The sequence below is a fragment of the Okeania sp. SIO2C9 genome, assembly GCF_010672455.1.
GTDB lineage: Bacteria > Cyanobacteriota > Cyanobacteriia > Cyanobacteriales > Microcoleaceae > Okeania.
Genome location: NZ_JAAHGO010000018.1, coordinates 15,464 through 36,373, shown reverse-complemented (window position 1 = coordinate 36,373; position 20,910 = coordinate 15,464). Strand labels below are relative to the sequence as shown.

Below are 20,910 nucleotides of genomic sequence, written 5' to 3'. Positions count from 1 at the left end.
AAGATTTAAAGCCTCTCCTTTAAAGGAGAAACAAGCGGTCGAGGGATGGCGAGGTCTCCTCGCCATATCCAATCGACCAAGAGAGAAAAAATTTCCTTTTATTCAATCCTCTCCCTAAAAGGAAGAGGTAATTATCAATTATCCATTATCAATTATCAATTATTGAAAGATGTTAATCATAAATATGAATTGAAAAAATCATGTTGATTAATCCTTTCTTTCTCCTGAATCCTGAGGACTAAGCGATACGATAACTAATTACTGGGTGAACTAGAATATCCTAATTCCCATGGTCAAAGACAAAAGGGAGCTACTTTTATCATTATGTTTAGAGAACCATTAACAGACCTCATTAATTAGGGTTTGCTGAAAAAGTCTTTTAGTAGGGGGAGGAGACAGGAGACAGGATAAATGCGAATGAGCGAGGAGGTAGGAGTAACAATTGTAAGAATGATTTTTCTGCCCAAATCTTGAGCAAAATCCGCTCCTAATTGAACCATTACCACTTAAAATATCGCACTTTTTGAGACTTAAAAAGGCTAAAATCTTTATCTATAAAGAAAGACTTTTAGATTTAATCAGCAAGGCCTAATTAACCCTTTACTGGCGTTACGATACAAACCTCTTTTTATTCTTTTTCCAGAAAAGGTGACTTGATTTTTCTGACCTTTCTTGTACACAGGAAGAAAATCATTATCTATAAAACTTGCTTTTGAGGTGTAATACCAATTAGAAAAAAGAATGTTACGAATAGTAAGAGCGATAAAAAGGCTTTACAGGAGATATCCCTTTGACTAAAAAGATAATTTACACGCTAAAAAATGGTATTAAAGCTATTTCCATACGACTCCTGACTCCTGAGTCCTGACTCCTCAGAAAGACCCTAGATATTTGTAACAAACATTTATCAATTTGGTATAAGATTCTTCTGTAATAATTACTGAATAATTAATCATTAATAATTAAATAATTCTGGTTTAAAGCCGACCCTTTTAAGGGGGGGGAAAGAAATAATATCTCCTTATATTCAATCAAGAGCGGTTTTAACCAGAGGTAATTATCCATTATCAATTAATGAAATCTATCCCTACCATCTTGGCTTTATAAGATAACATTTCTATTTCCTTTTTATAGGGAACACAGACAAAATTTTGATTATTTCCTTTCCCTAAATTTATCTCCTGCTTCCAGTTCTTACTTTGCCCAATTATCAAAGTTCCTATTTTTTGATTAAGACGAAATTGTTTAATTTGCGAAGTAGCTATAATGATTTTGAGATAAATCCTAGTATGAGTTGGATAAATTATTCCTTAAAAGGATTTTCGGTGCGGAATCCGTCAGGAAACAGGATTGAAAAATGTCCTAACCAATCCTTGTAGTGCTATATCAGTAAATAGTCTAGTCTCAAAATAATAATAAATTGTTAACAGATAAACATCAGAAACTATTCAATATTTTAGATTTTTTAAAGGTTCTTTACCATGATTAAATTTTTCTGGAGAAAAATACTTAAACCATTTCTGAATATATTTCTTAAGTCTAACTGTCCTCTTTGTCAGAGACCAGCAGACAGAGAGTTTTGTAAATATTGCGAAAGACAAGTTTGGCAATGTCAATTTCCTCATGGAGGACAAACATTTCCTGGAAAAATTCCAGTATTTATCTGGGGTGAGTATAAAGATAGTCTCAAACGAGCGATCGCTGCAATGAAATATCAGGATAACCCACAAATAGCAAGACCTTTGGGATATTGGTTAGGGGATGGGTGGTTAAATTCCCCAGTTTCCAAAAGGCAAGTAGGGACAAATACTCTTGACAAAATTGTCGTTGTACCCATTCCCATGCACAAAAAAAAGCTGAAAGAGCGAGGTTTTAATCAAGCGGAATTATTGGCAAAAAGCTTTTGTGAATTGACTGGTTTGCAATTACGACGAAATGGTCTGGAAAGAGTGAAGCAGACCCAAGCATTATTTGGTTTGTCCAGTGGAGAGAGGTTGGAAACCGTTAAGGATGCTTTTACTGTAGGGAAAGATTTCCGCAGGGGTAGTCCCCGTAGTTTAGTTTTGTTAGTAGATGATATTTATACAACAGGTGCAACGGTTAATTCTGCAATTAAGGTTTTGCAGAAAGCAGGTATTAAAGTTGCGGGAGTTTTAGCGATCGCTACTACAAAGAAACCAAGTCCTCGTAGGGGAGTAGGGGAGTAGGGGAGTGGGGGAGTGGGGGAGTAGGGGAGTGGGGGAGTAGGAAAGAAATCGAAATACATCCTCATTTCTTTTGTCTTTTTCTTCCCTGTTCCCTGTTCCCTAAAACAAACGAATTTTGTACCTCACCAATATGGTAATTGCTATATTGACGCGAATAAATCCTCTCAAATAAATTTTCGTAATTAGCTATGCTTAGAAAAATAGACCGGAATATTTGGGTTAGCGTTTCACTAAACTCAAAAGTCAAAATTAAAAAGTCAAAAGTCAAAACTCAAAAGTCAAAATTAAAAAGTCAAAAGTCAAAATTAAAAAGTCAAAAGTCAAAAGTGATATTTTCTACTTACAGCACTTTTGAGGAAGGGTGGGGTACAGTTTTCAAGAATTTAGAATTTAGAATGCGCGAATTTAGAATTACTTATCTTTTAAAACGGATAGGATTGACTCAAAGGAAATTTTTTCTTTTTATTCCCTTAAAAGGGGAGGATTTATACCACAATTTTTCGGTAAAACTATTCTTATATTGGGGTTGCACATTATGGAATGATATTGCCAAAAATTAGTTTAGACTTTGACTAAAAAAACAGAATATCAATCATTCTAGCAATTGATTAATCGAAAATTCTGTTCATCAAAAATCTCAAATCATTCATCACTGTGTAACGCCCTTATATTTCCTGTTCCCTATTCCCTATTCCCTATTCCCTTTTTAGTAATTATACCAAATTGAAAAAATAATGTTACAAATAAACTGGCTAGTAAATAACTAATAATCTACCTAAAACCTAACACCTACCACCTATAAAATTATTTGTAGCAAACATTTATAAAATTGGTATTAGCTATGCTCAGAAAAATAGATTGTAATATTTGGGTTGCAGAGCAACCTTTCAGATTTTTGGGATTAGATGTTGGTATAAGAATGACCGTAATTAGTTTAAAAAATGATGAACTAGCTGTCATTTCTCCAATTAAAGTTGACAATAAAATTATTGAGCAATTTAGAGAAATTGGAAATGTCAAACATATTATTGCTCCAAATCTTTTTCACCATCTTTTTTTATCTGACTTTAAAAATATTTATCCTCAAGCACAAATTTATGCTGTTTCAGGTTTGAAGAAAAAAAGACCGGATATTTCTATCGATAAAATATTAGATGATGATGAAAAATATTTTGGTAGTAAGCTCGAATATTTCTTATTTGAAGGACTGAATACTTTTCTTCTGAATGGAGTATCGCCTTTACATGAGTATGTTTTTTTTCACGGTGAAAGTCAAACATTGATTGTGACAGATATTGTATTTAACTTCGATGAAAGCTTTCCATTTACAACAAAGTTAGTATCTAAAATTCTGGGAGTATACAAACAACTTAGACCATCATTTTTAGAACAGTTGGGTACTAAAGAAAAAGAGAAAGTTAGACAATCAGTTCAGAAGATTTTGCAATGGGATTTTAGAAGGGTTATTATGGCTCATGGTACTATTGTAGAGGATGATGCAAAGCAGAAATTTAAGAAAGGATATGAGTGCTTTTTAGAGAAAATTTTTTGACAATAAATAAGTAACTAACGAACCCTTTAGGGAAGTCGCACAGTTGTTGTCTGCTATAGAACCCCTGATCGTATCTTCATAAATATGCGCGTTTTTTTAGCCTTGAGTCAGGAGACAGGAGACAGGAGTTCATTAATTGATAATTGATAATTACCTCGGGTTTTAATTGTTCTTGATTGAATATAAGGAAATATCCTAGCACTTTTTTTCCCTTTAAAAGGGGAGGCTTCAAGGCGTGAATTATTTAATTATTAATTATTAATTATTCGGTAAGAAGGAAAAGGGAAGATGTGGGGAGAAATAATACAAAAAATTCAACACTCCTTATAGCTGATTTTTCCTCAAAATTGATGCGCGAAAAGACTTGAATACCATAATTATATAGATATCAAATGGGTTCTATAGTAAATATTTATCTAAATAGTATTTATCTAAATATGGCAATCCTAAATTGGTTGTGAAAATTTTTATAATAGTTAATTTGAACTGAAAACTTTTAAAATTCTGTAGGTTGCCAATCCGAAGATTCCCCTACCTGACTCCTAACTGCCATCAAAATATTACAATTTAAATAGGATTGCTTATAGTCAAGATTTACAAAAAGACACAATCTTATAGCAATTTATCTAAAAACAATTATCTAAATCAAAAAAGTAGTTTTTAGTTACTTACTTTTTTGATTTATTTGTCAATCAAGAAAAAAAATTAAGAGCGCACAATAGATTAGATATGATTTTCATCAAGCTGCTTTTTTCTTAATTAATTTTTTACAAGATTTAACAACAGTCCATTTTCCTGTTGTCGGGTCACGATATACTTTAAAAGGGTTAGATTTAAGTGATTTATAACTATTTTTAGGCTTCATAATGTACTCCTGATTTTTTGATATATAGCACTACGGAAATAGAGCGCGGATATTTCTATACTTCCTGCTCCCGGACAACTAAAATTTATTGTCAAACTCAAAAAAATGTAGTGCTATATTATTATAGTTTCAAAAAAATCATAAAAAGTCTGTAACCTATTAGGTAATTAAATGTGATGATAATTAATATTTAAAGTGATTTAAGTCACTTTTTATATATAGAAGAACAGGCTGTCAAAATTTTCCAATTTTATTTTCTGTTATCGAGACTAATATCATAGGTTTCTCATGGAAAAATTAATAATTATTTAAGTAGGAAGAAGGTGTGACTAAAAACTGGTACTAAAGTCATTAATTATGACTTGGTCCTCCTGTACGTCGCCAATCCGACGGCTCCCCTAACTAATACCATTTGTCAAAAATTTTTCTACATTTTCGCATTGCAGGGGACTCACCCCTAACGCCTCCCAGGAGGAGAAGTAAACATAATAATAATTAATGCTAACTAGCTAATAATCATCAAAAAACTTTTTCCTTCTACTACTCTTTCTTCTTCTTTCTTTCCTCCTGACTCCTGACTCTTGACTCCTGAATTCTAGATAATTAAGATTAATATCATACACGCGCTTTACCAACGCCAAAAATATGAGTAAAAAGCCTAGGAAATTAACAAAATTTTTGACAACAACTATAGTAATAGCAGGGATAATTAGCTTTGATTTTTTGCAAGATATATTCAAGCCAAAACCAGTTGATACTGCTGAAAGAATAGTATTGAAAATTCCTAATTTTATAGACTTATATATGTCTGTAGATTCTCTAGAAGTCTTTGCTAAAGAAGGAATAATTAGTAATTATTTTGCCTTTTATGCTGCTTTGATGAAAGAAGAAGATTTGGCAAATTTGCAGAAAGTATTGCAAAAACGTTTTGACATTCCCCCTGAATTAATTTCTCGTATTACAAATATGGCAATGGAGCAAGATTTCCTCAAATATTTTGGTCGTTTAGTACAAATTGAACCCGATATTAATGGTTATGACGGGATAAGAACAGCTTTAATAGAAGCTGCATCAGACCCAGAGGAAGGATTCACTATTATCAATGTTATTAAAAAATTTCCCGCAGAAACAATCCGAATAAGTACAAATTTTTTATCTGAATTTTCTAATGAGTTAACTACTTTTAATGAGTATCGAGATACTTCAGTTACAGCAATTATCGAACAGACAGAAAAACAAATTGCTAGAGACTCAAAAATTGATTATTCTCAACTTGCAGATTTGAGTAAACCAGGTCCCTATAAAGTCATTAAAAAATCTATTAGTTTTGAAATAAGTGGTTTACGCCAAACTTACACAGGTTTAGCAGGTTCTTATAATCTTGAAGCTGATATTTATTTACCAGAAGGAATTTCTCAACCAGTACCATTAGTAGTCTATAGTCATGGTTTTGGAGCTGAGAAAAAAAGTATTCTTTTAGCAGAACATTTAGCATCTTATGGCATTGCATTAGCTGGTGTAGAACATTTAGGCAGTGACTTAGCATATCGCCAATCTTTTTTAAAAGGAGAAGTTGATATAGATATCAGTCCTATTGAATATATTAGCCGACCATTAGACCTCACTTATTTATTAGATGAACTGGAAAAGTTAGGTGAAACTGACCCTAATTGGAAATCAAAACTTGACCTAAATAAAGTAGGTGCATTGGGAAATTCTTTTGGTGCAACGACAGTCTTATCTTTAGGGGGCGCAAATATTAATTTGCCCAGATTAAATCAAGAATGTGACCCGGAAAATTTGAGCTTAAATATATCAGTATTATTACAATGTCGTGCCAATTATTTACCTCCTTCAAACTATCAGTTAAGAGACCCTCGTATCAAAGCAGTTTTTGCTTACTTTCCTCTGACAAGCGTAGTTTTCGGACCTGAAGAAATGAGAAATATTTCTGTTCCTACTCTAATGATGGGAGGTAGTCACGATCTTCTCACCCCAGGAATAGAAGAAGATGTTCATCCTTTTATTTGGATGGATAACTCAGATAAATATTTAGCTTTTTTGGTTCCGGGAACTCATTTTTCTACCAGCACTTTAATACCTGGTTTGCCTGAAATATTACAGGGACCGACACCAGATGTAGGACAGTATTATCTCAAAAATTTGAGCGTAGCTTTCTTTAAAAAATATCTAGATAATCAATCAGAATATGAACCATATTTAACTGCTTCTTATGCAAAAGTAATGAATAAAGACTCCCTAAGTTTGAGTTTAATTCAATCTTTAACAGCACAACAATTAGAAACTGCTTATGGTAGTTCTCCGCCAAAACCAATCATACCTCCAACTGTTACTGCTCAAGTTCCTAAAAGACAAGAAAGTATCTTAGAAGAAATTCAAAGAACGGGAGTAATGAAAGTAGCAATGAGAAGAGATGCTACTCCTTTTGGTTATGTAAATAATACCGGAGAATGGGCTGGTTATTGTGAAGATATAATAGATGCTTTTGCTCAAAAAATTGCTCAAGAATTGAAAATTTCCACTGGAGTTAAAGTAATAAAAATTCCATCTAATTTAGAAAATCGTTTTCAGTTAGTTCAGAATGGTAATGTACATTTAGAATGCGGCCCAAATACTATTAGAGATGATGTGAAAAATGTAGCTTTTTCTAATCCTTTTTTTGTCACAGGAACGAATTTTCTAGTTGCTAAGAACACAGAAATAAATCTTAATAGCAATTTAGCAGGAGTTAAAACAGGTGTCTTGATAAATACTACTACAGAAAAATTTATTCAAACAAAATATCCAGAAATTGAAGCCTTTTATTTTGAAGGTAATACAGGAGTGAATCAAGCTGTAAAATCTTTAGCTAAAGGAGAAATTCAGGCTTTTGTTAATGATGGAATTTTATCTGTAGGGGAAGTAGTCAGGCAAAATTTAGATATTAATAATTACAAGCTAGTTCCAGAAAAACCTTTAACCTGTGATTTTTATGGGATGATAATTCCCAATAATGACCCGGAATGGCAAAATAAACTTAACTCTTTTATTGATGGCGATAAATCTCAACCTATTGATGAAAAATGGTTCAAAAATTTGTTTCCTTATCAGTTAGAAAATCTCGATTATTGTGTGAATCAGAAAAAGTAATACCTTGAAGAAGGAGTCAGGAGTCAGGAGTCAGGAGTCAGGAGAGAAAATTGCATGAGGATTGGTCTCCCAAACAATTTTGAACACCCTGTAGACGGTGGGGTATTATACCAATTTGATAAATGTTTGCTACAAATAGTTAGGGTATTTCTTAGGAGTCAGGAGACAGGAGACAGGAGACAGAATGAATGGCTTCAATACCATTTTCAGGTTGGAAATCATTTTTTTGTCAAAGGAAATATCTTGCATTTGTATTTTTATTCCCCTTACTATTCGTAACATTCTTTTTTCACGCTTGGTATTAAACCCGCAAAAAAAAGATAAAATTTATTCAAACAAAATATCCTCAAACTGAAGCCTTTTATTTTGAAGGTAATACGGAGGTGAATCAAGCTGTAAAATCTTTAACTAAAAGAGAAATTCAGGCTTTTGCTAATGATGGAATTTTATCTGTAGGGGAAGTAGTCAGGCAAAATTTAGATATTAATAATTAGGGTTTGCTGAAAAAGTCTTATGTGTGAGGGTAGGAGACAGGAGACAGGAGACAGGAGAAATGGGGAATGAGCGAGGAGGCAGTAGGAAGAATTATCCCTTGATTTTTCTACCATAGTCAGTCCAAAATCCGCTCCTTTTTGAGCTTTTTGCACCGAAAACCTTGTACTTTTTCAAGACCTAAAAAGGCACTTACCTTTATCTGTCAATGCTTCTATATTTAATCAGCAAGCCCTAATTACAAGTTAATTCCAGAAAAACCTTTAACCTGTGATTTTTATCTAATATTGGCATTTATACCCGCATTATCCTCGTCGGTAGCGTCGTATGGGAATGCAAACCCATGCTATATAAAACTACGAACGTGTTAGTAATAGATCAAAAAAATTGAAATATAGATACAAATATCGCATCTATCCTAATCATATTCAAATAACCAAATTAAATCAACTTTTTGGTTGTTGTCGATATGTCTGGAATCAAAGTTTAGCATATTGTAATCAACTATATGCTGGTGGTCAAAAAAAACCTAGCTATGTAGATTTAACTAAACAATTCATAACTCAAGCTAAAAAAGAATTGCTTTGGCTGAAAGATGTAGCTTCTACACCACTACAACAATCTTTGAAAGATTTAGACCAGGCATATAAAAACTTTTTTGATAGTTGTACTGGAAAACGTAAAGGAATTCAAGTAAAACCTCCTAGATTTAAGTCAAGAAAGTCTAGGCAAACTGCTAGATTTGTAGGGGCTAATTACAAGATTTGTCAAGACAAAATCTATCTACCAAAAGTAGGCAAGATTAAAATATTTTGGTCAAGAAAACTACCATCACAGCCTAGTTCTGTAACCATCATTAAAGATTCATATAATCGTCCTAGCATTGCTAGTTTTGTTGTAGAAACTTGTGCAGAAAATTTGCCAAAATCTGGTAATTCTATTGGGATTGATTTGGGTATTAGCACATTTGCCACATTGAGTAATGGCGAGAAATTTAAGCTATCATTACCTCTCAAAAAAAACCTCAAGAAATTAAGTAGGTTTCAACGTAAATTTGCCAAAACTGAGCTAGGTAGCAAACGTCGTGAAAGGGCAAGGGTTAGAGTTGCAAAACTTTCCTACGGAATGCTGCACAAACACGCAAAAGTCAAAGACATTTCCTACGGAATGCTGCGCAAACGTACAGACTTCCTTCACAAGTTATCGACTGATTTAGTTAGAAAATACGACACAATTGTACTAGAAGACTTAAATGTTTCTGGCATGGTTTCCTACGGAATGCTGCGCAAACGTAATCGCAAATTGGCTAAAGCAATTAGTGATTTAGGATGGAGAGAATTTAGGACTTTAACTGAGGCTAAATGTGAGAAATATGGCCGGGAATTTGGAACTATTTCTAGATGGGAAGCAACTTCTCAAAAATGCTCTAATTGTGGTTTTAAAGGTGGCAAAAAAGAGCTAAATGTTAGGGAGTGGACTTGCTTAAATTATGGTACTTTGCACGATAGCTTACGCTTAACCGGAGGTTATCGTGACATAAACGCTGCTATCAATATTTTAGAAGTTATTCAGCCAAAAACCAAGGTTGAAACTACTGAAGCTAAAGTAATAGAAACTCCTGTACAATTATCACTTTTCAATGAAGTCCCCGAGGGGCACCGGTCGATTATTTATCGGACACGGAGCCATCGTAAGTCGTCCCCTAAAAAGGACGCAAATGGCAGTGATGTGTCAACCCGCTCTGAGTCACCAATTCAACTTCGGTTGTTTGATTGATAGATGGGAATCCCGCGCTGTACCGTAGGTCAGCGTCGGGAGGATGTCAAGGGATGATTATTCCGAATAATGACCCGGAATGGCAAAATAAACTTAACTCTTTTCTTGATGGCAATAAATCTCAATCCATTGATGAAAAATGGTTCAAAAATTTGTTTCCTTATCAGTTAGAAAATCTAGATTATTCCGTGAATCAGAAAAAGTAAATGAGTAGTAAAATTCAGCCTAATTTTTCCATCAAGCGTCCAAGAAAAACTAAAAAAAGGATGTTCTTATGGTTACTATCCCTCGTTTTAGTAACTACATCACTTGTGCTAGTAAATTTCTCAGCTAAAGCAGCAGAACAGATTCATTTTAATTACGGTTTTCTGAAAATTTCTGTATCTCTAACTGCTTTAGAAACTTATGCTGAAACAGGTAAAGTTGAAGATGATTTAAAGTTATATTTCCTATTGCTTGATGCTGAAAATCAGCAAAAATTGAGAAATGTACTCCAATTTAATCTGAAAATTAACCCCATGCAACTTGCTCAAGGTTTGTATTCCCCCATGGGAGAAAAATTACTCCAATATTTAGGAGAAATGATTCAAACTCAAAGTAGAAATAATGGAGCGATCGCTCTGAGAGAGGCTTTAATTAAAACTGCTGAATCTCAAGATTTTACACCTATAAATTTTTTGCAAAACTTTCCAGGAGAAGTACAGTTTAATATTCGGAAAATTCTGGCAGTAAATCGAGAATTTTCTGTCTTACTAGAAGATACAGAAAAACTACTAACAGAAGTTAAACAAATCACATTAAGCGCTGCTACAACAGAAGAAAAAATAGATTTTTTCACATTGCCAGACTTACGTCAACCAGGGAATATTTCTTTCTATCAAGAAACTCTAACCCTCAACGATAAAAGTCGTAACCGCCAATTTCTAGTTAATCTTTATTTACCATCTAACCAAATACAAACTCAAACTATTCCAGTAATTATTCTTTCCCCTGGTTTAGCAGCAAAACTTAGTCAATGGCAACATTTAGCCATACATTTAGCCTCTCATGGTTTTGCCGTAGCAAAAATACAACATCCAGGCAGTGACTTTAATCATTTTCAAGCTTTTCTAGAAGGAAAAGAAACAGAAATATTTCAACTCAGAGAATTTATTAATAGACCCCTAGATATTACCTATTTATTAGATGAACTTGAACGTCGCAATAAACTTAAATATCAAGGAAAACTCAACCTAAAAAATGTCGGCATGGCAGGTCAATCTTTTGGTGCTTATACAACATTAGCTTTAGCAGGAGCAAAAATTAATTTTGCACAACTAAAACAAGATTGTTTACCCCAAATTAAATCTTTAAATCCTTCCCTATTTTTACAATGTCGTGCTTTAGACTTACCTCAAAAAAATTATGATTTACGAGATAAAAGAATTAACTCAGTATTAATTATGGACCCAGTAAATAGCAGTATATTTGGTAAGTCTGGTTTAAGTCATATTAATATACCAATTTTGTGGGTTGCTGGTAGTGAAGACCAATTAACCCCTGTAGTAATAGAACAAGTTTATCCCTTTACTTGGTTGCCAGTAAAAGAAAAATATTTTATGTTGACAAAAGGAGCAAAACATCTAGATTTTAATATTACTGAAATTCAAAACGTAGAATCTGTAGATGATGATTCCTTAAATCAGTTAGTTAGTGCCAGTTCCCCAGTAATTAAATCTTATATTGATGCTTTTAGTTTGGCATTTTTTCAGACATATCTAGAGAATAATTCTGATTATTTAGATTATTTAAACTCCTCTTATGCTGTAGCTATTAGTGAAGAACCCTATACCCTTGGTTTTTTATCTGCTTCGACAGCAGAAAAGTTAATTCCCGCTTTAGCTAAAGATTAGGAAAAAGCCATTTCAGTTATCAGTTATCAGTACCTATGCAATAAGGAGGCTTGAAATCTGGAATATTCTCTCTCTTTTTTTATACCTTTAAAAAGGGAGGCTTTAGAGCACAATTTTTCGGTAATAGAATTAGGGTTTGCTGAAAAAGTCTTTTTGTAAGAATAGGAGTCAGGAGTCAGGAGAAATAGGAATTGTAGAGGAGATAGTAAGAAGAATTTTCAAATGCTCATAAGCATGAGCTTTTTATATCAAATCTGTTTAATTCCGTATAAAAAAATGTTCTATCTAAGTGCCATTGCCAAATCTTTCTTTATCTCCCCCACTCCCCTGCTCCCCTACTCCCCCACTGCCTAATTAGGGTTCCGTGAAACCCTGAAAAGCTGCGACTAAAACATTAGCAACTGGATGGTTAATAGCCTCTTTAAATGCTTCCGTTCCTCCTGACTTCAACGCACCTATTACCCGTTGTTTTAATGTAGGGTTATTTTCGACAATTTCAATGGCTTGGGTAACAACTGCCATTTGACCTGCTGTAGTTTCTGTAGAATTTGATTTTTCTAATTGTTTGAGTAATTGCTGAATTTCTGCTGCTGTTTCAGCTAAAGTTTTTTGTTGAGCGTTATTAATTATCGGAGCAAATGACGTTGTAGTTATAATGAAAAGCTAATTAATTATAGAGTCGGGCGATCGCTATATTCTGAGTCTGTTTCAAACCAAAAACTAAAACGTTATAGTTTTACAGACCAGGAAAGACCAAAGTTAGAATCAACAAAAATATTGCCCTATATTCTGAGTCTGTTTCAAACCAAAAACTAAGACGTTATAGTTTTACAGACCAGGAAAGACCGAAAGACCGAATCAACAAAAATTTGACGCTATATTCTGAGTCTGTCTCAAACCAAAAACTAAGACGTTATAGTTTTCGTACTACCGAAAGACTAAAGTTAGAATCAACAAAAATTTGACGCTATATTCTGAGTCTGTTTCAAACCAAAAACTAAGACGTTATAGTTTTACAGACCAGGAAAGACCGAAAGACCGAATCAACAAAAATATTGCCCTATATTCTGAGTCTGTTTCAAACCAAAAACTAAGACGTTATAGTTTTACAGACCAGGAAAGACCGAAAGACCGAATCAACAAAAATATTGCCTTATATTCTGAGTCTGTTTCAAACCAAAAACTAAGACGTTATAGTTTTCGTACTACCGAAAGACTAAAGTTAGAATCAACAAAAATATTGCCTTATATTCTGAGTCTGTCTCAAACCAAAAACTAAGACGTTATAGTTTTCGTACTACCGAAAGACTAAAGTTAGAATCAACAAAAATATTGCCTTATATTCTGAGTCTGTCTCAAACCAAAAACTTAAGACGTTATAGTTTTCGCACTACCGAAAGACCGAAAGACCGAATCAACAAAAATATTGCTCTATAGTTAACCCACCCCTAACCCCTCCCAGGAGGGGAAGTAGGGAATTTGAGCTTCGCTCCAAAAACCCGATCACCTTAAAAGGCGGGGTTGCGCGACCCAATTATTTTAATAAATAAATACTTATTACCAACTCAATAAATTTTTTTTTGAAAATTCAAATAATTTGAGTATATAGCAAGGAACCAGTTGGTTAGGACATAAATTATAGATTAATGATGAACCTTCAAGAATTAAGAATTTAGAATTAAGAATTTAGAATTACCTCTCCTTATAAAACGGATAGGATTGACTCAAAGGAAATTTTTTCTTCTCTTGGTCGATTGGATATGGCGAGGAGACCCGCTCTTATCAGAGCCGCTCCGAATGGCGCCATCCCTCGACCGCTTTTTATCTCCTTAAAAGGGGAGGCTTTATACCACAATTTTTCGGTAAGACAGAGAAATACTTTTCCCACTATTGCCTGTTGCCTTGCCCTATAAAACTCTTGAGTGGCCCAAAATTTGCTAAATTGAAAATTGAGATAATATTTCTGTTATATCCCCCTATATTTAGCTGCTGAAAATGTACACTCACTCCAATCAATTGCAAGTAGTTTTACCTAGCTTAAAAAAAGCAGGAATTACTCAACGAATAGCCTTGGGACATATCTACAAAATCAAATTCCTGAATAACGATTTATTAATAATCTGTGCCAGTGGTGGTACGAGCTTATACGAAATCAATAATTGGCAACGGCTGTGGGATATCGACTGCCCGGCAAAATGTGGCACAATTAGTGACGATGGTACAACACTAGCATTAGGTTGGGGTCAAAAAATTTATATTTGGGATTTACGGCAAAGGCAACTTTGGCGACAACTACAAATACAAACTGATGATGATATAACAATAACTTGTATTGCCATTAGTTCTCAAGGTCAATTTCTTGCCTGTGGAGATAATAAAGGTACTGTCAGATTTTGGAATTTAGCATCGATAACAGAAACTCCAACGATGGAATTATCTTATCCTGAAGAAGAATTAGAAGTAGTGAGTGTGGCGATCGCCTCCGATGGTAAATTTCTAGCAGCTACATATATAGATATAGGTGATGTTATAGTCTGGGAAATAGCATCTGCAACTCAAGTAAAAATGATGACAGGAGAAACAGACTTTCCGTCTAATTCTGTATTTTCTAGTCCAGACGGCAGATTAATTGTTTGCGGGAGTAATGGTTTACATATATGGGATATGGTAGCAGGAACCGAGTCAAAATTTCTCGACTCATGGCATAACAATGCTGCTATTAGTTCTGACAGTCGCCTCCTAGCTGCGGATAATCAAATCTGGGAGTTGGCATCGCAAAGAAACATAGTGACATTACCCGGTCACCCTAATTACATTGGTAGTATAGCCTTTAGTCCTAATAGTGAATTTTTGGCTGCTAGCAGTTACGACCGAGTAAATATTTTAGAAATTCCATCGGGAAAAACGATGACAGTGCTGGAAACTCAAACAAATTTTTTCATCAAAAAAGTGGCTTTTAGTTCTGATGGAAAATTTCTAGCTATTGTCAGTCGTAATCAAGTCCAATTATGGAATATCCTTTCTGGAGAAAAGATTGAAACAATAGTCTCAGATATGGAGTGGGTGCAAACAGTTGCATCTAATTCAGATGATTATTGTTTTGTGTTTGGCAGTAGTCTGATTTCTGATGGTAACTTTAATCAGATTTGCTTGTGGGGAAATCAATCAGAAACCTATATTCAGATACCGCGAAATAGTTGCCCGAAAATTATTGCTATCAGTCCAGACCTAAAATTAGTAGCGTTTATCAATTCAGAACATCATGTAAGTTTATGGGAAATTGCATCAAAGCAAGTAGTCAAAAATTTTTGGGGACATAAAGGCTATATTCAAAGTGTTGTTTTTAGTTCTGACGGTAAGTTTCTTGCCTCTGGTAGCGACGATGGTACTGTGAGGTTATGGGATATTGCTTCTGAGACAGAAATCAAGATTTTAGAGGGTTGCTTTAGTTGCATAAATAATGTTGCGATCGGTAACAATGGTCAGTTTCTGAGCTTTAGCAATTGTGAGCAAGTGCATTTATGGAATATGGTATCTCAGGATGAGGTTACAGTTTTAGAAGGATATAACAACTCAGTAGAGAGTGTTGCAATTAGTCCTGATAGTAGGTTTTTAGCTGCTGGAGATAGGGATGGTATTGTCAAGTTATGGGATACAAAATCAGCTACAGAAATTCAGGTATTGGCTGGACATACAGGTGCTGTGAATGATATTGCTTTTAGTCCAGACAGTAAAATGATTGCGACTGGGAGTGAGGATGGAACAGTGAGATTATGGCAAATTTAGAAGATATAGCAGAAGGAAGAAGGCGTTTGGTTATCTAGGAGAGAGGAGAGAAGAGACGTTGCATAATTGCGGGATGATCATCACATTTGCACGTATCTGAAAATGTTGATAGATCAAAACAAATTTTTTGACACATATCAAAATCATCCTATGATATCAAATCCGGTAGCATCGGTGTAATTAGATGGGGAGTGTGGGAGTGTGGGAGTGTGGGAGATGGGGAGTTCGAGAAATATTTGGTAATGGTTGAAGATTGAACATTTTTGTATACCGAATTAAACGGATTTGATATGATGATGCAATGCCCAATTTTAATCTAAACTAAAATAAATTCTGACTTTAAACCTAAATTATCAGTAATATCATGTCCGAAGGCAATCGTTTGTGTAAACCCAAGAGTGAAGATCTACAGGAAATTTGGGGTTGCACATTATGGAATGATATTGCCAAAAATTAGTTTAGACTTTGGCTAAAAAAAACCTAATATTAATCATTCTAGCAATTGACTAATCCAAAATCCAATTCCATCAAAAATCTAAAATCATTTGTCACTGTGCAACGCCGGAAATTTAAGTTTTTTTCTTCCTTCTTCCTTGTGATGTAGTCGATGGGGATATCACTATCCCTCACCTCTACTCCAAAACCGTACATGAGAGTTTCCAGCTCATACCGCTCTTGAGCACAAGGATTTCGCTGGTTAGTGCAGGATGGCGGAAATAACTGACCAGTTACAAAATCCCAAAACAATTACAAATCAAAAATGATTGACTGTCAGATGTGCGTCTTACATTCTGGAGGGGCTGTGTGCGGAATTACTTCCGCACAGTAGGCGCCCCGTAGGACACCTCGCCAATTAGCACTCGATGCATGAATTTTGACTTTTAACTTCCGCGTAGCGGCATTAGGTACGCATACTCCCTTCTTCCCACCTTTGTTTCAAGGGTTCTAGGGTTAGACACTAGTCAGAAGTCAGATAGGGGAGCCGTCGGATTGGCGAGGTACAGAAGTTAACCCACCCCTAACCCCTCCCCCGACCGTGGAGGGGAAGTAGGGGATTTAAGGCCTGCTCCAAAAACCTGATCGCCTTAAAAGGCGGGGTTGCGCGACCCATGTTATTTTGATAAAAATTGCCCCTCAGTGGTAAAGACTTAATTGCTTTTCCCACACTTTGCGCTCTGCACTACCGAATATTTTTTCTAGACGGTATAAGCTACCAGCTAGTCAAAATATAATATCATCATCAAATTCAAGGTGTTCATTTTTTTCTGGCTCATCTATGCCAATATTACTATCTTCATACTCAAAAATCTGAGAGTTAACCGATAACTGAGAAGACTCTGATGCAGCAGATAAATCAGTTTTATCTGCTGATTTAATTAACTCTATGTCTACTATTTCTCCCTGAAAAAAATCAGCTATTCGGCGAGTGGCAACTGCTACAGTTTTTCTTTCTTTTTCAGGATATTTTTCCTGTCTCGCGACATTATCCAACTGTGGTTGAAACAAAGAAATATCTGGCATAGTTCTGTTTTCTCTGTCCGATTTTATTGTCTTAGAATTTTGAATGGCTTCTGGTTCATCTTCTATGACTTCATCATCAGAATTAGAGGTTTCTTGATGTTTTTCATGGTTAGTTATGTTTCTTTCTCTTTTACTATTATTGGGATCAAGATTTTCATTAACACTTTGATTTTTTACCTTGGTATTTGTTACTTCTACTTTAACTTTTACCGCGGTCTTAAAAACCTTCTCAAACCCAGCTTCAATATTAGCAACTTTAGACATTACCATTTTCTGCCATTGATCAGAACTAACACCAATACGTGCTACTTGATTGTTAAACCCTAATAATATAACTTGGGGCTGGGGTTGAAGTAGTAAATGTTGGGTACTTAATTTAACTTCAGCAAGTACCCTTTGCCAAATTTCTTGTAAATCAACTTTTTCAGGATTAACATTAACAGCTTCCGAACTAACTAAATTTTCCTCACTTTTTGATGCAGTAGAAATTTTTTTTCCCTCCGACATTTTTCCTTCTGGAGGTCTAGAAATAGGTGCTTGTGATTTTGCTTGAGGTAAAGTTTTTGGTGTACTTTGAACCGAAATATTTTGACTTTTTTGTCTAGTTGTTTGTTGTTGAGGTAACTGTTCAACTATTGTCATCGAACTTGCCAATGCAGCAGGCAATAATCCCAACAAAGTGACCTCCAACCATAAACGAGGTTGAGTAGTATTTTTAATTTGTACTTCAGAAGTTTGTAAATGCTTTTGACCGGCTAAAATAGTACTAATATCCCATGTTTGAGAAACTTGACAAAGTTGTTCCCAAGTAGGTTTTGTCAAAGCCACCAAATTTGCATTTGTCGGTGCTGTTTTTGCTATTAATAAATCTCGGTAAAATCCTGCTAAATTTTGTAATACAATAATAGGCTCCCGACCCCTGTCCATTATTTGACGAGTACATTCCAAAACATCCGTAGAATTATCAGAGGCGATCGCTTCCAAAAGTGCCATTAAATCTCGTTCAGGCACTGCCCCTACCAAGTCCCATACTCGTTCAACTGTAATCTCACCTGCCAATAAACTCAACTGGTCTAACAAACTTTCTGCATCTCGCAGTCCACCTTGAGCAATTTGAGCTATCATTTGGACAGCTTCAGTGGTAATTTCAATTTTTTCTTCCGTAGCAATTTTTTGCAAGTGTCCGACCATCGCTTCTAGAGGAATTCTGCGAAAGTCAAACCTTTGACAACGGGAGATAATAGTCGGTAAAACTCTCTGAGGGTCTGTAGTTGCCAGAATAAAGACCACTCGGTTTGGTGGCTCTTCTAAAGTTTTGAGTAGAGCATTAAAAGCTGACACAGATAACATATGGACTTCATCGACCACATATACCTTATAACGACATTGAACGGGTGCAAACTGGGATCTTTCAATCAATTCCCGAATGTTGTCCACACCAGTATTGCTAGCTGCATCAATTTCTATTACGTCCAGAGTTGACCCTTTTGTAATACCTATACAAACATCACAAGTACCACAGGGAGTGGGGGTAGGGCGATTGTGGGAAAGACAATTGAGAGATTTTGCAAAAATTCTGGCGCTGGAAGTTTTTCCTGTACCTCTGGGTCCGGTGAATAGATATGCTGGAGCTATTCGTTCCATATGTATAGCATTGGTCAGGGTTTGGGCGATCGCTTCTTGACCCACTAAGTCAGCAAAAGTCTGAGGACGATATTTGTGATGGAGAGGTTTGTAGGCCACAATTCAGAAATAAGAATGATTTCGTATATTCTAGTTTGATGAAAGTAATAATCAATACTAATTTATTGCTTTTCTAAGTATTTCTATTTAAGAAGTTGATTATATTTTAGTTATATTGTCTATGAAAATTTATTCTTTTACAAAGGTTTTAACAATTTATGTATTTTCACTAATTTATATGAACTATAATATCTACTATTATAGAGTAGTAGCTCAAAGATTCTAAATATCTTAACTTAATTTTTGTGAATAAATTAATGCAGGTCTAATTTCTAACATGATTCCTAACTGATGAACTGATTCTTAGAAAAATAGTTTTAATAGCCTTTATTTTTTGAGTAATTTTGAAAAAGGTATAACTTAATTTAGAATCGGCTATCAATTTATGAGGCGAGAAAATTGTCTGGTGTAGAACTTATTTTTGATTACTTAGATAATCAATCTTTACTTTACAGACCATAGAACAAAAAAAAATCTAGATTTTATATGAGACCTTGTATATAAGATAAGTCAAAAGTGAGTGCATAACTCTGAGGTCTTCTCAGAATTTAAGAAACTCTGAAAACAGACAAAAGCAAGATAAATTTATGGTTTATGTTCTGTAATTTATTTGAAATTCAAATTATCAAGATGCTTACTATACCTGTAATCGTAGTGATTTTCAACCAATTTATAATTTCTGGCCAATCAATAGCCTCAATTATTTTCTACAAGAATAATCATCAGGCATTTCTCCTAAAAACATTAACTCCCTGATTTTCACTTTAAATTTTTGTAAATTAATTGTCAAATTTTGTGTAGAACCTATGTTAACACCAATTACTATTGTGGAACCAAGGTTAGCCCAGGCCTCACCAGCACCAGAAATAACTTTGCCAAAATCAGAATATATTTGGATGAGTGCATCTGGATTACTATTGCTATTGCTGATTATTATGAGTATATTCCACCAAGTAAAAATGAAGCAATTTACCAAAAAACTTAATGTAGAGGAGTTTAGAAATAAAGACCTGCAGAAAAAATATAAATTGGCTGTAGCAACTATCTCAAAAATGGAAAAAAATCCTGACTTAATCCATTCACGAGAGTTTAATTTAGACTACTTAAGAATGCGGATGGCAGAGGAAGTTTTTCACTTTGCTATTGTCAATCAAATTAAGGTAAAAGTTAAACAAAAAATTAGTATTGCACTGCGTCCTACTCCATTAGCAGCAGGAGAAAAAGGCAATCCAAGTGGGCGACAAATTGATTCTATGTTTGATGTAGAATATGATACTGGAGAAGCAGGTAAAGATGTAAAAAAAAGAGTGTTATTTCGGGTGTCAATCAAACTGACAAAATTACCAACTCAGGCAACTTCTCAAACTATTAATCAAATTATTGATTGTTTAGAAACTTACCTTAGTCCTAGTGACGATCATGATAATTGGACTCCTACTATTCAAGGTCGAATTGTACATATTGATTGGGATCAAAAAGCAAAACCAACACCGATGTTGGTACTAGAACAATCTAATGATGGAGTTCTATTTCGTATTAACCGACCAGCAGCAAGGAGTGTTAGTCCACCTCCACCTCCACCTCCGCCTCCATCCAGATCAACTGTAAGTAAAAGAAATACTACTAAAAGAGCCACAACGCAACTATCTACAAAAGGGAAAACAAAAGGTGCAATTAAAAATCATGCTAAAAATACTCAAATTCGGAAATAATTAAAGTCAGGAAGAAGGAAGAAGAAAAGCAGACTTCAGGAATCATGTAGTGTAGCGAAATGTTAATGAGTGGATATTGACTACTTTGATTTTATTGTGTTTAAATATGCCTAGCTTAACAGGCAAAAATCTTCAATTTTAACTATCAGGTTAGCAACAGCTAAAATGCGATAATTGTGAGTGAAAAGAAATATAGTGGTCTTCTTTTTTCTAG

11 protein-coding genes are annotated in these 20,910 nt (G+C 34.6%); 9 read left to right on the top strand and 2 right to left on the bottom strand.

Annotated elements, in window-relative coordinates:
• Window positions 1-1,481 precede the first annotated feature (1,481 nt).
• The 6 genes from F6K23_RS16415 to F6K23_RS16390 all read left to right on the top strand — a co-directional run bounded on the left by F6K23_RS16415 (window position 1,482) and on the right by F6K23_RS16390 (window position 11,934).
• Window positions 1,482-2,207, top strand: a complete 726-nt coding sequence (locus tag F6K23_RS16415; RefSeq protein ID WP_293157467.1) for a ComF family protein — start codon at window positions 1,482-1,484, stop codon at window positions 2,205-2,207.
• Between the two features lie 829 nt (window positions 2,208-3,036).
• Entirely contained in the window at window positions 3,037-3,759 is a 723-nt protein-coding gene (locus F6K23_RS16410) for a DUF4336 domain-containing protein (protein WP_293157464.1), read from the top strand.
• A gap of 1,543 nt (window positions 3,760-5,302) precedes the next feature.
• Window positions 5,303-7,774 (top strand): alpha/beta hydrolase, encoded by a 2,472-nt coding sequence (locus F6K23_RS16405; RefSeq protein ID WP_293157461.1) that lies wholly within the window; start codon window positions 5,303-5,305, stop codon window positions 7,772-7,774.
• A gap of 879 nt (window positions 7,775-8,653) precedes the next feature.
• Window positions 8,654-10,042, top strand: a complete 1,389-nt coding sequence (locus tag F6K23_RS16400) for an RNA-guided endonuclease TnpB family protein (protein WP_293157458.1) — start codon at window positions 8,654-8,656, stop codon at window positions 10,040-10,042.
• Window positions 10,043-10,095: 53 nt separating this feature from the next.
• Entirely contained in the window at window positions 10,096-10,248 is a 153-nt protein-coding gene (locus F6K23_RS16395) for a hypothetical protein (protein WP_293157455.1), read from the top strand.
• On the top strand, window positions 10,249-11,934 hold the full coding sequence (locus F6K23_RS16390; RefSeq protein WP_293157452.1) for an alpha/beta hydrolase: 1,686 nt from the start codon (window positions 10,249-10,251) through the stop codon (window positions 11,932-11,934).
• 354 nt (window positions 11,935-12,288) lie between these two features.
• On the opposite strand, the gene F6K23_RS16385 is transcribed toward F6K23_RS16390, so the two are convergent.
• Window positions 12,289-12,456, bottom strand: coding sequence for a hypothetical protein (locus F6K23_RS16385; RefSeq protein ID WP_293157449.1), 168 nt, complete (start codon window positions 12,454-12,456; stop codon window positions 12,289-12,291).
• A 439-nt stretch (window positions 12,457-12,895) separates the two neighbouring features.
• Here F6K23_RS16385 and F6K23_RS16380 point away from each other — a divergent pair, with 439 nt between their 5' ends.
• Entirely contained in the window at window positions 12,896-13,213 is a 318-nt protein-coding gene (locus tag F6K23_RS16380) for a hypothetical protein (protein WP_293157447.1), read from the top strand.
• A 716-nt stretch (window positions 13,214-13,929) separates the two neighbouring features.
• Window positions 13,930-15,720, top strand: a complete 1,791-nt coding sequence (locus F6K23_RS16375) for a WD40 repeat domain-containing protein (RefSeq protein WP_293157444.1) — start codon at window positions 13,930-13,932, stop codon at window positions 15,718-15,720.
• A gap of 1,221 nt (window positions 15,721-16,941) precedes the next feature.
• On the opposite strand, the gene F6K23_RS16370 is transcribed toward F6K23_RS16375, so the two are convergent.
• Complete coding sequence (locus tag F6K23_RS16370) at window positions 16,942-18,984, bottom strand: DNA polymerase III subunit gamma/tau (RefSeq protein WP_293157441.1); 2,043 nt, start codon at window positions 18,982-18,984, stop codon at window positions 16,942-16,944.
• Between the two features lie 806 nt (window positions 18,985-19,790).
• Here F6K23_RS16370 and F6K23_RS16365 point away from each other — a divergent pair.
• Window positions 19,791-20,696: a hypothetical protein gene (locus F6K23_RS16365; RefSeq protein ID WP_293157438.1), complete on the top strand. Its 906-nt coding sequence runs from the start codon at window positions 19,791-19,793 to the stop codon at window positions 20,694-20,696.
• Window positions 20,697-20,910: the final 214 nt, after the last annotated feature.